Source organism: Enterobacter cloacae complex sp. 397G4 (assembly GCF_050031515.1).
In the GTDB taxonomy this organism is placed as follows: Bacteria; Pseudomonadota; Gammaproteobacteria; order Enterobacterales; family Enterobacteriaceae; genus Enterobacter; species Enterobacter hormaechei_C.
The window spans coordinates 4,049,510-4,063,089 of record NZ_JBLGWE010000001.1; the positions used below are offsets into that span (position 1 = coordinate 4,049,510).

The 13,580-nt window shown below is 41.8% G+C and carries 15 protein-coding genes and 1 pseudogene; 5 read left to right on the forward strand and 11 right to left on the reverse strand.

Features of this window, described 5'->3' with window-relative positions; genetic code table 11:
• Nucleotides 1-107 precede the first annotated feature (107 nt).
• The 3 genes from ACQG1Y_RS19525 (at nt 108) to ACQG1Y_RS19535 (ending at nt 2,911) form a co-directional block, all read left to right on the forward strand.
• Nucleotides 108-805 (forward strand): IS1-like element IS1A family transposase gene (locus ACQG1Y_RS19525; RefSeq protein ID WP_103215986.1). Its coding sequence is split into 2 segments (ribosomal slippage): nt 108-357 and nt 357-805, totalling 699 coding nucleotides; the frame shifts between segments, so codons are not numbered across the junction.
• 424 nt (nt 806-1,229) lie between these two features.
• The gene (locus ACQG1Y_RS19530; protein ID WP_352475153.1) at nt 1,230-2,501 is read left to right on the forward strand and encodes a tyrosine-type recombinase/integrase; all 1,272 of its coding nucleotides are present in this window, start codon (nt 1,230-1,232) and stop codon (nt 2,499-2,501) included.
• 62 nt (nt 2,502-2,563) lie between these two features.
• Nucleotides 2,564-2,911: a hypothetical protein gene (locus ACQG1Y_RS19535; protein ID WP_058587584.1), complete on the forward strand. Its 348-nt coding sequence runs from the start codon at nt 2,564-2,566 to the stop codon at nt 2,909-2,911.
• Between the two features lie 39 nt (nt 2,912-2,950).
• On the opposite strand, the gene ACQG1Y_RS19540 is transcribed toward ACQG1Y_RS19535, so the two are convergent.
• The 8 genes from ACQG1Y_RS19540 to ACQG1Y_RS19575 form a co-directional block, all read right to left on the reverse strand.
• Nucleotides 2,951-4,429 (reverse strand): relaxase/mobilization nuclease domain-containing protein, encoded by a 1,479-nt coding sequence (locus ACQG1Y_RS19540; protein WP_368740888.1) that lies wholly within the window; start codon nt 4,427-4,429, stop codon nt 2,951-2,953.
• Nucleotides 4,410-4,799: a plasmid mobilization protein gene (locus ACQG1Y_RS19545; RefSeq protein WP_352475151.1), complete on the reverse strand. Its 390-nt coding sequence runs from the start codon at nt 4,797-4,799 to the stop codon at nt 4,410-4,412. The genes ACQG1Y_RS19540 and ACQG1Y_RS19545 overlap by 20 nt, the downstream gene beginning before the upstream one ends.
• A complete protein-coding gene (locus tag ACQG1Y_RS19550; RefSeq protein WP_352475150.1) occupies nt 4,766-5,059 on the reverse strand; it encodes a hypothetical protein in 294 nt (97 codons plus the stop codon). The genes ACQG1Y_RS19545 and ACQG1Y_RS19550 overlap by 34 nt, the downstream gene beginning before the upstream one ends.
• Nucleotides 5,056-5,232 (reverse strand): hypothetical protein, encoded by a 177-nt coding sequence (locus ACQG1Y_RS19555; protein ID WP_368740887.1) that lies wholly within the window; start codon nt 5,230-5,232, stop codon nt 5,056-5,058. The genes ACQG1Y_RS19550 and ACQG1Y_RS19555 overlap by 4 nt, the downstream gene beginning before the upstream one ends.
• Nucleotides 5,229-5,621 (reverse strand): hypothetical protein, encoded by a 393-nt coding sequence (locus ACQG1Y_RS19560; RefSeq protein ID WP_368740886.1) that lies wholly within the window; start codon nt 5,619-5,621, stop codon nt 5,229-5,231. The genes ACQG1Y_RS19555 and ACQG1Y_RS19560 overlap by 4 nt, the downstream gene beginning before the upstream one ends.
• Before the next feature lie 524 nt (nt 5,622-6,145).
• Nucleotides 6,146-6,421, reverse strand: coding sequence for a hypothetical protein (locus ACQG1Y_RS19565; protein ID WP_352475148.1), 276 nt, complete (start codon nt 6,419-6,421; stop codon nt 6,146-6,148).
• Between the two features lie 3 nt (nt 6,422-6,424).
• Nucleotides 6,425-6,712: a hypothetical protein gene (locus ACQG1Y_RS19570; protein WP_191686536.1), complete on the reverse strand. Its 288-nt coding sequence runs from the start codon at nt 6,710-6,712 to the stop codon at nt 6,425-6,427.
• Between the two features lie 1,323 nt (nt 6,713-8,035).
• Nucleotides 8,036-8,239, reverse strand: coding sequence for a helix-turn-helix transcriptional regulator (locus tag ACQG1Y_RS19575; RefSeq protein ID WP_035339627.1), 204 nt, complete (start codon nt 8,237-8,239; stop codon nt 8,036-8,038).
• An 887-nt stretch (nt 8,240-9,126) separates the two neighbouring features.
• Between ACQG1Y_RS19575 and ACQG1Y_RS19580 the strand changes: the two are divergent.
• A pseudogene (locus ACQG1Y_RS19580) lies at nt 9,127-9,944 on the forward strand (DUF4225 domain-containing protein).
• Here ACQG1Y_RS19580 and ACQG1Y_RS19585 read toward each other — a convergent pair.
• From ACQG1Y_RS19585 to ACQG1Y_RS19595, 3 genes are all read right to left on the reverse strand, one after another.
• On the reverse strand, nt 9,922-10,248 hold the full coding sequence (locus tag ACQG1Y_RS19585) for a hypothetical protein (protein ID WP_023298582.1): 327 nt from the start codon (nt 10,246-10,248) through the stop codon (nt 9,922-9,924). The pseudogene ACQG1Y_RS19580 and the gene ACQG1Y_RS19585 sit on opposite strands and share 23 nt — an antisense overlap.
• Before the next feature lie 401 nt (nt 10,249-10,649).
• Nucleotides 10,650-12,437, reverse strand: coding sequence for a hybrid sensor histidine kinase/response regulator (locus tag ACQG1Y_RS19590; RefSeq protein ID WP_368740885.1), 1,788 nt, complete (start codon nt 12,435-12,437; stop codon nt 10,650-10,652).
• Nucleotides 12,434-13,066, reverse strand: a complete 633-nt coding sequence (locus tag ACQG1Y_RS19595; RefSeq protein ID WP_368740884.1) for a LuxR C-terminal-related transcriptional regulator — start codon at nt 13,064-13,066, stop codon at nt 12,434-12,436. The genes ACQG1Y_RS19590 and ACQG1Y_RS19595 overlap by 4 nt, the downstream gene beginning before the upstream one ends.
• Before the next feature lie 175 nt (nt 13,067-13,241).
• On the opposite strand from ACQG1Y_RS19595, the gene ACQG1Y_RS19600 reads away from it, so the two are divergent.
• On the forward strand, nt 13,242-13,556 hold the full coding sequence (locus tag ACQG1Y_RS19600) for a lipoprotein (protein WP_017382737.1): 315 nt from the start codon (nt 13,242-13,244) through the stop codon (nt 13,554-13,556).
• Nucleotides 13,557-13,580: the final 24 nt, after the last annotated feature.

Sequence of the window (13,580 nt, forward strand, 5' to 3'; positions counted from 1 at the left end):
TGGTGATAAGAGCAATCTTAAATTGCGGGAGTTTAGCACCTTATGAGGGCTTGGTGATACTACCAACTTACTGATTTAGTGTATGATGGTGTTTTTGAGGTGCTCCAGTGGCTTCTGTTTCTATCAGCTGTCCCTCCTGTTCAGCTACTGACGGGGTGGTGCGTAACGGCAAAAGCACTGCCGGACATCAGCGCTATCTCTGCTCTCACTGCCGTAAAACATGGCAACTGCAGTTCACTTACACCGCTTCTCAACCCGGTACGCACCAGAAAATCATTGATATGGCCATGAATGGCGTTGGATGCCGGGCAACCGCCCGCATTATGGGCGTTGGCCTCAACACGATTTTACGTCACTTAAAAAACTCAGGCCGCAGTCGGTAACCTCGCGCATACAGCCGGGCAGTGACGTCATCGTCTGCGCGGAAATGGACGAACAGTGGGGCTATGTCGGGGCTAAATCGCGTCAGCGCTGGCTGTTTTACGCGTATGACAGGCTCCGGAAGACGGTTGTTGCGCACGTATTCGGTGAACGCACTATGGCGACGCTGGGGCGTCTTATGAGCCTGCTGTCACCTTTTGACGTGGTGATATGGATGACGGATGGCTGGCCGCTGTATGAATCCCGCCTGAAGGGAAAGCTGCACGTAATCAGCAAGCGATATACGCAGCGAATTGAGCGGCATAACCTGAATCTGAGGCAGCACCTGGCACGGCTGGGACGGAAGTCGCTGTCGTTCTCAAAATCGGTGGAGCTGCATGACAAAGTCATCGGGCATTATCTGAACATAAAACACTATCAATAAGTTGGAGTCATTACCCAAAGTAGGGTGATCTATGATAGATATCACATGGTAGGATTCTGGCAGGGTTAGATTGATTTCTTTATAAACGATTTAATCATAATACATTGGTGAGAATGTGTGTCTTTTGCAAGGCAATCCAGCCAAAAAGCCCTTTCTCAAAAGTTGAAAAAAGCAGTTCATAAGCAGTTTCAAAGGGATTGAAAATCCCCGTGTCCTTGGTTCGATTCCGAGTCCGGGCACCACTATTCAATAAACGGACGTCTACTGACGTCCGTTTTGCTTTATAAAGTCAACAAGTTACCCCCCTCTGGTTGTCTACTACTGTCCGCTAAAATCTACTGGCAGCGCCTCCTATTTGTTGGTAAAAATGTTGGTAATCTCAGTTCGATGGGATTTTTACCAACATTTGCACAGGAGGCTTGCTATGCGCTTAACTGATATTGCTGTAAAAAACGCCAAGCCTTCCGACAAGCAGATCAAGCTATCGGATGGAAAGGGGCTGTATCTGCTGGTGCATCCGAATGGTTCCAAATACTGGCAAGCTGCTTATCGCTTCGATGGTAAGCAAAAAGTCTTCTCAATTGGCACCTACCCTTCTGTTTCGCTCTCAGAAGCTCGTACAAGCCTCTTAGCGATGAAATCTCTATTAGCTAATGGTGTTGACCCGTTGCAGCAAAAAAAGGCTGTAAAAGCTGAGGAGCGCGGAGATTTTACGTTTGAGGCTGTGGCGCGGGACTGGCACAAAAAAATGTCTGTCAGTGAGCGCTGGATACCTCAGCATAGTGAACGGATTTTAAACAGCCTCATCAATCATCTTTTCCCTGCTATCGGCTCAAAAGATATTACCAAGTTGACTACGCGCGATCTGTTGCTGCCGCTTCGCAAAATTGAGGGCAAAGGGCAGCACGAAACGGCTTCACGCCTGAAACAACGTATTACAGCTATCATGCGTTATGCTGTTCAAGAAGATATGATTAATCATAATCCCGCTAATGAACTTGGCGGTACGCTAATCACACCTAAAAGAACGCATTACCCGGCGCTTGAACTTGAACAGATACCTGATCTTTTAAGTCGTATAGATTCCTATAAAGGCCGTAGACTAACTGTATTAGCTTTGAAGCTCACTATGCTTGTATTCATCCGGTCAAGTGAACTACGATTTGCCAGATGGTCGGAAATCGACTTTAAAAATGCTTTATGGGTTATTCCACCGGAAAGAGATGAGATCGATAATGTTAGATTTTCTGAGCGAGGCTCTAAAATGCGGATACCTCATTATGTGCCGTTAAGCCTTCAGGCTATTGAAATATTGAAAGAGCTAAAAGAGATTAGTTATGACATTAGTAATGGTGAAGGGTTGATATTCATCGGTTGTCATGATTATCGCAAACCCATGAGCGAAAATACGGTTAATAAGGCATTGCGTCTTATGGGCTATAACACTCAAACTCAAATTTGCGGACATGGCTTCCGTACAATGGCTTGTAGTAGTCTGGTTGAGTCGGGTATATGGACTGAGGATGCTATTGAAAGACAAATGAGCCATAAAGAACAAAATAATGTTCGGGCTGCTTATACTCATAAAGCAAAACATATTATACAACGCCGATTAATGTTGCAATGGTGGGCGGATTATCTTGATGCCAATAAAGAGAAACATATTATGCCTTTTGAATATGCAAGGATTATTTGATATGCCATCATTAATGCTATTTAAAATGATTGCATAGCCATTTAAAGATGAGAAGCGATATAATGCCAAAGTCTACGACATACCTCATAAATATACTACTTTGTATAATACTATTGATTTTACTCATATGGGGATCCAATATTGTAGTAAACTGGTTTAAGAGCCAGAGCTACCACGGTTATGTAATTTATAATTGTCCAAAAGATATCAACATCGAAAAAATGGCATGGTTCGAAATTACTGAGCGCTGTAAAATTGTAGAAAGTGTCGATGAGAAATTTTTTAGAATAGACGAAAGCAAAGTTAAGGAAAGAGCCAGAGATTGGGCTAAAACTGCTGATTACATGACAAACGTAAAAGTAATGGGTGAAACTTCCAAACCGCAAAATACTTATTATAAGATCTGGTAATAAAGTAGCGCTTAATATAAAAGAGGCTTTAAGCCTCTTTTATCGCGGTTTAAAACCAAGAGGTTTTAAACGCTGATCGTCTTCATGCTGTGGCGGTGTTGTTTCATTTTTTGGTTTTTCTTTTTTAAGTACTTCTTTTAACTTAGATTTAAATCTATTTTCATTCATGCTTAATCCTAAAGGTTTTTTCTTTATTTCTTTTTCAATCACTTTTTCTTTATTCTTTGGCTGAATAACTGGTTTTTTTATTCCGAGTCTATCTCTTATCTCTTCGATCTTAGTTGCTCTACTATTGAAACTGCTACGGCCTTTGAGTCTAAATGAATGGGTGGCTGCGTTTGCTGTTTCTGCATGATCAAGTATCCTACCAATAGAACCGCCGCTAAATTTAGAACTCCCATGATTGAAGCCACTTTTATTATAAGTTTTGATTGATTCTTTATTGTATTGTTTTTTAACTCTGTTGAGTATTTGTGCAGCTTTTTGTGTTGTTCTTCTAACTTTATGGCTTGTTGGTCTATTATATTTCTCGCTGAGTTTAAAGCGATTGTTGTTGCTTCTAATGAGTTGTTCACTCTTGTTAATGTCTGCTGTGTCTGATTTAGTGCTGTGCTTACTGACTCCGAAAGGATCATCATTGATTCGGTCAGAGGCTCTACCGTCATTGATATTTGGTTCAATAGGTGATCGTCCAATACTATTTGGTTCATCATCTTTTCTTGCTGAGAAGCTCCTAATGAGTTCATCATCTCTATTTTTGTCATATTTCACCTTACCTTTAATAGTGTTCCAGCTAAATTTTTTACCTAATGAAGATCCCTTAAATGCTATATCATTCACACTGAATGAAACCCCCGCCACGTTGCCAGTGCTGGCAACATTGAACCTCGGTTCAATGCCTACGGCCTGTATTCTGTCTATAAAAGTCTGCAGGTCTGGTTTACCCAACATAGCCGCTTGTAGCGCGTTCTGAAGCACTATACGCGCTGGTTTCTCACCTTTCCTTAACGCCTGCTCAATCTCGTTTTTCGTAGGAGCTGATATGTCTGATTTTTGCCCCTGCAAGCCTTTTGTAATGGTTAAATCGTGCTTTATTTCTAAACATTCACAAGCTGCTATTGTATTAAACGCTGAGTGCTGACCGTGCCATACAGAACCATCTAAACCAACTCGATTAGCTACTATATGGATGTGGTCTTGATCTGTATCTTTATGACGCACACAAATATATTGATGTTTTTCTATATCGATATTCATTTCTTTCAAATAGTCTTTTGCTATCTCCTGCCATTTTTCATCTGTTAATTTTTCATCTTTTGGAAGAGATAAAAACGCATGAAACACTGGTTTTTTTATATCTTGCCTAAAACTGCTTACAGTTTTAAACTCATCAGTTAAATCACTAACATTATTATAATCACTTGCCATATTGCCACAAATGAAATCATGATCATCTTTTAATATATACTTAACTCTGTTTTTAAATGATTTACCTGATTTAGCTACGTATCCCTTCATAATTTAGATCCTTGTTTATTTCTAATATCCTTCTGCTAACTTGCTTTATATTAAATATAAGTTTATCAACTTCATTTTTATCAAAACACTCATTACCATTTAGTTTCTTTGTTGCTTGGTTTATATTATTGCCTATGGCTGACAGTTGTATATAAGTCTTCTGATTTACTTCCGGCATTTTTCTTTTTATCACCGGTTCAGATTTTAATATTTCTCTTCTGATATAATGGCCTCTTTCAAGGCCGGATGCTTCAACCAATGATTTTAAATATTCGAACTCTTCTTTGTTTACTCTGAACTGTATCGATATATCTCGGCGTTCGTCAGCACTTAAATTTATACGCCCTCGTTTTCTGTCTGTTGTTGGCATTCTTTATTCCTCATAATAATGTAATCATCTGTTGCTCTTATGTAGTCGTTGTCATTTTCAATAATTAATGCTTCAATAAGTTCATCAGCTTTATTTTCTGTAATGTATCTATTTGCCACAAAATAACATAAATCCAGCTCATCACTATTTATTTCACAGAAAGGTATATTTTTATCTTGTTCTATGTAATAAAAAAACCTTGCAAGTATTTCGAGCTTATATTCTATAGTCATACTATTCATTAAGTTTTCTACATTCATGTTCTATTATTCCTTTTATATTTAATCAGTGCTTTTTTATCTATCATTTTTCTAACATCTGATATTGCTTGTTTTGCTTCGCTTGAAGAGTTTGTTTTTCCCATACAACTTCTAATCATAAAGCCACCAAGCATTATACAAAGAAGCATCATTCCCACCGATACAATCATCATAATATTTCTCCTCCGTCTTTATTGAACAAATGAGAATAAATAAAATTAAGTTCAGCATATTGTTCATCAGTATCGTTATCACATATAAAATCATATATCCTCTTGATTATTCCTTGCTCTACAAAATAATCAGTATATACATTAAAAAGACTATCTCTATTAACATCTAACTCTGCGTTTGCTTGTATGTAAAAAAAGCATCTTTGATATAAAATACTAGTTAATGCACCAATGGCTTTTTGATCATCATCATGGTAAATATGTCTTAAATCAAAATACATCTTTAATGCTTTTTTATATTGTTCATCATTTAAATTAAAAGCATTACTTTCTAATAAGTAATCTTTATCTGTATATACAGCCAACCTACTTTCAAAATCTTCATGCATATTAAATGCTCCTGTATAGTTATAATATCCAATGTAAAACTGTATGGTTTACCGCCAACCCTTGATAGGGTGCAGGCGGAAGGGTAGATCTTTTAACAACCCTCCAAGCGTAGCGCGTGGGGGCAATCCGAAGGATTGGGTATAATACCGGCTACGGGATTACACCTTGCCTCAGTTTCCGAAAAGCAAAAAAACAAAGCCGAACTCAACCTATATTTAAATAAATAACCGATCTAAAATACTTGTCAATAGCGGCTACATAAATAAATACACTGCACGACAAATAAAATGCAAATAAAAGATAGAGTAAATAATATATTGTCTTTCTGGTAGCTGTGCGTAATAGATAGCTTGTGCGTAAATTTGCAGCGGAGTCAAATCGTCAAGTAATATATCGCGGGGTCCCGCTGACAGCTTTTATGTCAGTGGGTTCCGATATATTATTTGATGACACACGATAATAATAAACTTTAGATAGGTGATGGTTCGCACTGCGAGCCATCACCTTGGAAGACAGGAAAGTTTTACATTCTTCTTCTAAATATAATATTGTCAGAAAATATAGCCTTGCCTATAACATACCCAACAGCAAATATTAGCGGTAAGCTAATAGTAGCTCCTGCCATACCTGTGGACATTCCGATTATAAATGATAGACCAAAAGCCAACAGAATGATCACTGCGGCATACCAGCCGGGAAATGTTCCATATAGCACGGACGCCTGACATCCTGTGCATACCTGAACTCCTCTTTGGCTCTCTTTATGACAAAAAGGACACTGAATAATATTTTTTTCCATTCCCTATTCCTTTTTAAAAATCGCGCCTTGATAGACGACACCGCCTTTGACTTTTTCTATTTTAAAAGTCCAAGAGTCGAGATCTTTGTTTTGCGTTTTAGCGATATATATTGGCTTCTGGCTTTCATCCCAGCTTTTAACAGTAAAAACGCCATTTCTGAACTTGATTACATCTTTCTGAATATCAAGTCTGACACCGTATTGTTGATTAACGTAGTTGCCATAAATCCCATCATCGCCACAACCCGAAAGCAGGACAGCGAGACCTGCCACCATCATAAGTTTACGCATACCTTTTCCTTCATTGGTAAGACACAGGCCACCGCTTGGCCTGTAAACGTCATAGAATTCAATTATTTTGATGGTTCGTCATATCGTTTGTACCGATCGAAAATCACACCATGATAGCTACAAACTATCACAAATAAACTATCGATCGTTTATACCAATTAAACACCGATCGATCCGATAAGATTTGATTGACAAAAGCTATCAATATTTAGTTATCGATCTTTTATACCGATATTGTCTGTTTAGGATTCGGATCTTGAAGAGAGAACAGCGGACAAAGCTCTGTAGTGGGATATCTGGCGCGGGAAATATTTTAATATTTTTTGATCTAGTTTTACTCTTTTTTATTGGTGCCTCATGAAATGGCACATTACTATTTTATATTTTCTCGATCTAGTTTTTTATTTTATTTTTGCACTAGTTTTACTTTTATTTTTTTTGTACTAGTAGTACTAGAATTTTATCAGTTTAGGTTCTGGGGTTTTAGATGGCGACTTTCAGTCGTAGTAGTTTTCCGTTAGGAAAACTTAGTTTTTCTTGGAGCATTCCCCCCCCTCCCCCCGCGCGAAAAATGGAAATCGCTAAAGAAGATGGAGAAAGGAAAAAGAATGCTCATTGCGCTTTGATTACTCAAAAAGTATTCAGACTGTTTCCAATCTGATACTCCCCCCCGCGACCCGCGCAAACCATACCATGATCTTTCAAGCACTTCTCGTTTTACTAAAGAAGCTATAACGCTTTATAAATTTTAGGTAAGGCGATTCAGGCTGACAACATCGCTCCCGGTTAACCGTTGTCGCAATAACTATAAGATTCACCATCACTTGAGGGACCTTCGTATTCTTATACCTGATACAACAGGTTTTAACGTTATTGCTTTTGAGGATTAAAAAGAATTCTGGAAATGGTATTTAAAAGACTTGTAAAAAGTTGGGATTTAGATTTGACAAATATAAGTTGATTAGATAATACTTTATTTATATTTGTAATCACGTTCTCGTATAACTGATTACAAGACTTAAAAAAGTCAGCGAAAACTTTTTTAGTCCTTAAAAAGTCAGATTTAATATCTGGCTTTTTTTGTATCTTTATTCTTTATAGATCTCTATATATTACCTGTCAATATAGAATGAAAAATATTTTAAACACCATGATCAATTAGATAAAAGAAAATAAAAAAGGCTGGATTTTATCCGGCCTTTACTCGAAGTATTTAATATTTTCCATATATAGCCTTAAAACGCTCTGTATGCGATTTTAGACGTTTTACACTATAAATAGTGTAATCATATTCAAGATAACAAATAGTAAGTGAGAGTGTTTTTACGCAGCCTGATTACGTGAATAAAAAATCTTTTCATCAATCCACTGATCAACTTCACTTTCAATGAATGCGATAGACCTTTCACCTGTTTTTACGGGCGATGGGAAGCTATTATTTTTAATCAGTCGATAAATCCAAGCCCTGCAAAATCCTGTGCGATCGATTACTTCAGAAATGCGGATCAGTTTTGTTTTTTCTTTCATATATTTCTCCATTGTTGTTTTGATGGAGTGTATTATTCGAATATCGCTTATGACGATCAATACTTATTTTTGGGATTTTCATGGCTTTTTGGAAGGGAATAGAGGAAAAACATAATAAACCAATTAAAAACAATTAGTTATCATTTTTAGCAAAAAGTGCTTTTTTATTTGACAACACGATGTTTACACTATCTAAAAACCGATGTTTACTGATGTCTACTAACGAATAATAGCGTAACTTATTGATTTAAATTGACAACACCTATGATTTGTTGGTAAATGCACGTTGGTAAAAAACACCACACACTTATTTTTATTCGATAAAACATAGGATTGTATAAATGTTCGATTCCGAGTCCGGCACCACTTATTTATAACCCTCGCTTCGGCGGGGGTTTTTGCTTTCTGAGTCAGCAACTCGTTGTTTGAACAGTAGTTACCGCCCTTATCTCTCCTCCGGCCCCGCTTCCCGGTGGTACAACTGGCGTTGTTTACCGCCTTTACCGCCACACAGAAGCAGAAAAACCTGACCTTCACCGATCTATTTGAGCATTACAAATGCACATATCAATTGGACAGAGCCCGACAGAGCGGCATCACGTATCCGTGATTACCCCCCATCGGCTAACTGTTTTATTAGATTCATCGGTGGTAAATCCATCCGGGACATCCTGAAAAGTGACCTTTCGGCGTTCCGTACACTGCTGGAACAGGCCCTGGCTAACCGCAGTAAAGTAGGCCGAGGAACGAAGCTGTAAAAAGCGACTTCTACTTCAGACACCGTAACCACATTGCTACTATATTGTGTGTGCGTTGGCACGCATGGCTGTCATGGGGGCATTTATCAGTCTAAGCAGAGGCCGGTAAAGCAATTGAGAGGAACTACAATGGATGCAGCATTACTTAACATGATGCGTTCAGATGGAAGAAATAAAGCCTGGGCGGAAACTATGGTGAATATGGAAGCCAGGAAATTGGTAAATACAGCCAACACTCTGTCGGCTTTTCATCTCAGCGATAGTTTGACTCGAATGAAGTTTGTTCAGGAAATTCGGGACCTCATAGAACATCAGTTTACGTTAGCTCGTCGGGCTAAATCAGATGAAGAATGCATGGAATGCGTTAAAATTCTCAGAGAAGAAAACAGTAACCTGCTGGAACAAGCGCGTTTATTAAGAACGAAGGCAGCGAAGCTTTACGCTAAAGTCGAGTTTATCCGAGAGAATAACAAAATTGTTGGGTATGTGATCTCGGCTGTTAGTGTTGTCCTGGCCGGTGCTGAAATAGCCGCAGGATTTACCCTCATAGGCACTATGACCCCTCTCGGGGTTCTTGCTGGTGCGATTCTGGTTACTGACGGGACAAACAGCATCAGTAAAGAAGTGGCTCGCTACGCAACTAAAACACTACCAGTGAAGGGCTGGTCGCGAATGCCGCGATGTCTACAGCTGAGTTTATGGGCTTTAGTCGTGAGAATGGGTTAGGTGTCTACAAATCAATTTCACTGGCCGCTAATGCGTACACCATTTTTGGCTTGTTACGGCGACCTGGTATCTGGCGACTGTTTCGTTATCTCCCTGCTGACTATTACCGAAAGGTGAGCACACTGAGCCGCCCGCAGCTTACAATGAAAATAGCGGGTTATGGCGTGAAAGCTAAGATTATTTTTGATCTGTTGTCCGTCAGCGACCCGTCCCAGAATTAGTCAGCATTTTACGATAACGCCAGGATTTGTAGCCAAGTTTTGCTGGCGTTATATACCAGATGAAAGGTAGTACAATCAATAATGTGAGCGCAAGTGTCAGGCTTGTATCCTTGGATGCAAGTAAAAGAGTTAAAGCCAGTATGATGAAGGCAATAATAGTTATCCACTTCATAGCCTTAAAACGATTGGCCAGATCATGAGTTACGCTATCAAACGAACCACCGTAATTTTCAATATTGTTTTTTAACTTTTGAAGATCTCGTTTGCTAAAACCTGATTTTAAAAGTGCCTCTTCGCTGGTCATTCTGTTATCCGTCCCATAACTCACTGAAACCTGTGACGAAGTTTAACTTAATTTGGCGGATAAATCGCTACCTGACGATATTCGTCAAATTTATATATATCAACGAGTTGAAGATATCTTAGAGTATACGCTCGAAAACTGACATTATTGCCCACTGCGGAACTTCGCTGGTAGCAACTCTAATGACTCCTTCGGGGCCGTTTCCAACATCTCCCGCCCTGCCCGGTAGAAGCAACATGCAGATCACCACAGGAGGCTGAATCATGCACGATGAAATCATTAATCAGGCCCGCGAAATCCTCCCTCAGCGGCTCAACCATACCGACACATTGGCATCACAGCAGGACACCGCGTACTATCTGGCCCTACAGTGAAGCGCAATGCTGCTATTATCTATTCCCCTATCCACGACACCCTGACCACTGCGTCAGCAGCGCATGCAGTTTAGCCGGCTCAAGAGGCTTGCGCAGCACCAGGTACCCCTCCTGCTCCGCCTCCAGCAGAACCGGTGAATTAAATTCGCCGCTGACTATCGCGCCGCTCATATCCGGCAGACGGTCAAAAAGCGCCTTCAGGATATCGAAGCCGCTTTCGCCGGATCGCAGGCGCTGGTCGCACAGCACGGCGAACGGCGTAAAGCCGTCGTCGATTATGGCAAACGCTTCTTCAGCCGAGGCCGCACAGCGTACGTCGATTCCCCAGACGCTCATCAGGCTCTCCCAGGCAGACGTCACCAGCGGGTCGTCATCAACGACCAGGCAGGAACCGTGCAGCGGCGCATAGCGTACCGGCGTGGCGGTGTTATCAGCGGCGGGCGGGGTGTCCAGCACGCTATCTTCGCCAGCATATTGGGTAAAGCGCATCCAGAAGCGGGAGCCTTTCCCTTCAATGGATTGCATTCCGTATTTCACCTTCATCAGCTTGGCACAACGGGCAACGACGGCCAGTCCCAGCCCGTGCCCGGCGCTGTCGATCTTCCATGCCAGCTCGGGGCGGTAGTAAGGTGAGAAGATTTTGCCCTTCTCTTCATCGGCGATACCGACTCCCGTGTCCCACACCTCCACCATACACTCGTCACCGCGCGGTCGGATGGCGACCAACACCCCGCCCTGGAGCGTGTAGCGAAGGGCGTTTTGAATCAGGTTAATCAGGGACTGTCGCACCAGCAGCGGATCGCCCATCACGTCGATACGGCGTTTAGGCCGCCGGATGCACAGCCTAAGCGCGCGGCTGTTGGCCTCTTCACGAAACAGCGTGATGACCGAGTCGAGCAGAGCACCGATATCCACTTTGGTCGGGGCAGAGAGGACATTCCCGGATTCTATTTTGCTCAGATCGAGCAGAGAATTGAGCATTAAATGCACCGAGCGAACGCTCTGCTGAAGGTCAAGGAGTTGCGGCGTCAGGCTGTCGTCCCGGTTTCGGTGGAGGATGGCTTCGATCAGAAAGCCCATTGCGTGTACGGGCTGGCGCAGATCGTGGCTGGCGGTGGTCAGAAACTGATTTTTATCCAGCAGTGCCTGCTCCGCGTCCTCTTTGGCCTGACGAAACTGTTCCGCAAGGCGTGAGCTTTTTTCCTCAAGCAGCGCTTGCTGAATAAAGAACGCATGGGAAGTTAACGCATGGCGGTAAATCGCGAAGCCGTAAAGCAGATTCAGCATGAGCACGATGAACATCAACTCATCCAGCCGCCAGATAATACCGAGGTTCAGCACCCCCCAGGAGGCGAAGAAAAAACGCGTAAAGGTACTGATGACAGGCGTCAGATGCGTCGCATTGGCGGCGACGATGGCGGCAATGCTGATATTAAGTAACAGGAAAAAGTCAAAATTCTGCGTCTGTGGCGTAATTAAATAGAGAGATGAAATTCCCAGCCCGTGAATAAAGGCAATATTATTAATACGCGGAAGCCAGCGTCGCAGAACGTCCCTTTCACCGTTTTCTTTCGCTTCACGCTGATAGCGTCGGTGCAATATTCGTATCGCCACGGCACATAGCAGATAAATAATTATCCAGATAATCGTTGGGCCGAGTTCGTCCCCAAGCATATAAATCCAGATGGCGAAAGGAATACCAACAAAGGGCACCGCGCTAAAGCTAAATACCAGCCGCAGAAAGGTGTTGTTTAGCAAACGGATCTGCGCCGGAGCAGAGATACCATCATTTTGTGAGCTCTGAAAAAACCTCATTCCGACGGTTCCTGTTTGCCATGCAGAAGTGTGATGGCTTCGACCCGGCTGTTAACGCCTATCTTTTTCAATATATTGCTGATGTGTTCTTTGACCGTGGGCTCAGAAATTGAAAGCTGGGCGGCGATGCGTTTATTTGGCAGGCCGCGCATAATCATATTTAACACGTCTATTTGTCGCGGCGTTAAGTTAAATTTACTTAACTTCTCATTATTCGTCTTAACGGAAATTTCGTTTCCCTCAGGAAACCAGGTTTGATTATCAGTGAGTGCGAAAACGGCCCGAGAGAACATCTCAGGTGGCTCGCTTTTCAATACAAAACCGTGTCCCCCGGCGGCATTAACTTTGCCCCAGATATCATTATTGTCATCCCCGCTGACCACCAGGAGTCGTACCTGTGGGTAAAGTTGCTTTACTTCTTTGAGTAATTTCAGGGCCGTTCCGGAAGAGAGCCAAAAATCGATTACCAGCAAACGTGGCGGGCCATGATCCCTAATTTGGCGGTAGCAATCATCCTCATTCGTCACCACACACGCCTGTTTAAACTGGCAATGTGTAATCAGAAAATTGGCGATGCCGCTTGCTACCAATGGATGGTCATCAACGACTAACGCATAATTCTGTCCCAAAGGAGCCTCCTTTTACCTTCGCATATCTTAGAGTACAGATGAATTATTATCTACCCACCCTACTTTAGGAGGGTTTTTTCGATTAGGAAAGAGAAATATATTATTCGCTGATTTGGGTAAAAGAAAACATAAATACAATCAGTGAAATTAACTGGTTGGATATCAAGGATAATTTATGAAAAAACCACTAATCGTTTTAACCGTTACGTTGATGCTAGCCGGTTGTTCCACGTTGAAAACCGATCAGGCTATTCCACTCCTACAGGCGGAGACCGCTAAAATGCTGGGACTGGGCTCATCGGATGAAATAACTGTATCCAACGTTAATGGCGCCCAGCCGGACGCACTGGGAGGACAAAAACTCTCTTATCGCGCCACGACAGAAAAAGGGCGTATTTTCGATTGTTCATCGATGATGATGCCGGGAATTTTAGGATCTGCACCGACGCTGAGCGCGCCAACCTGTACACCAGTTGTCACACATAAATAATTAGCACCGCATTAAAAGGCGTAC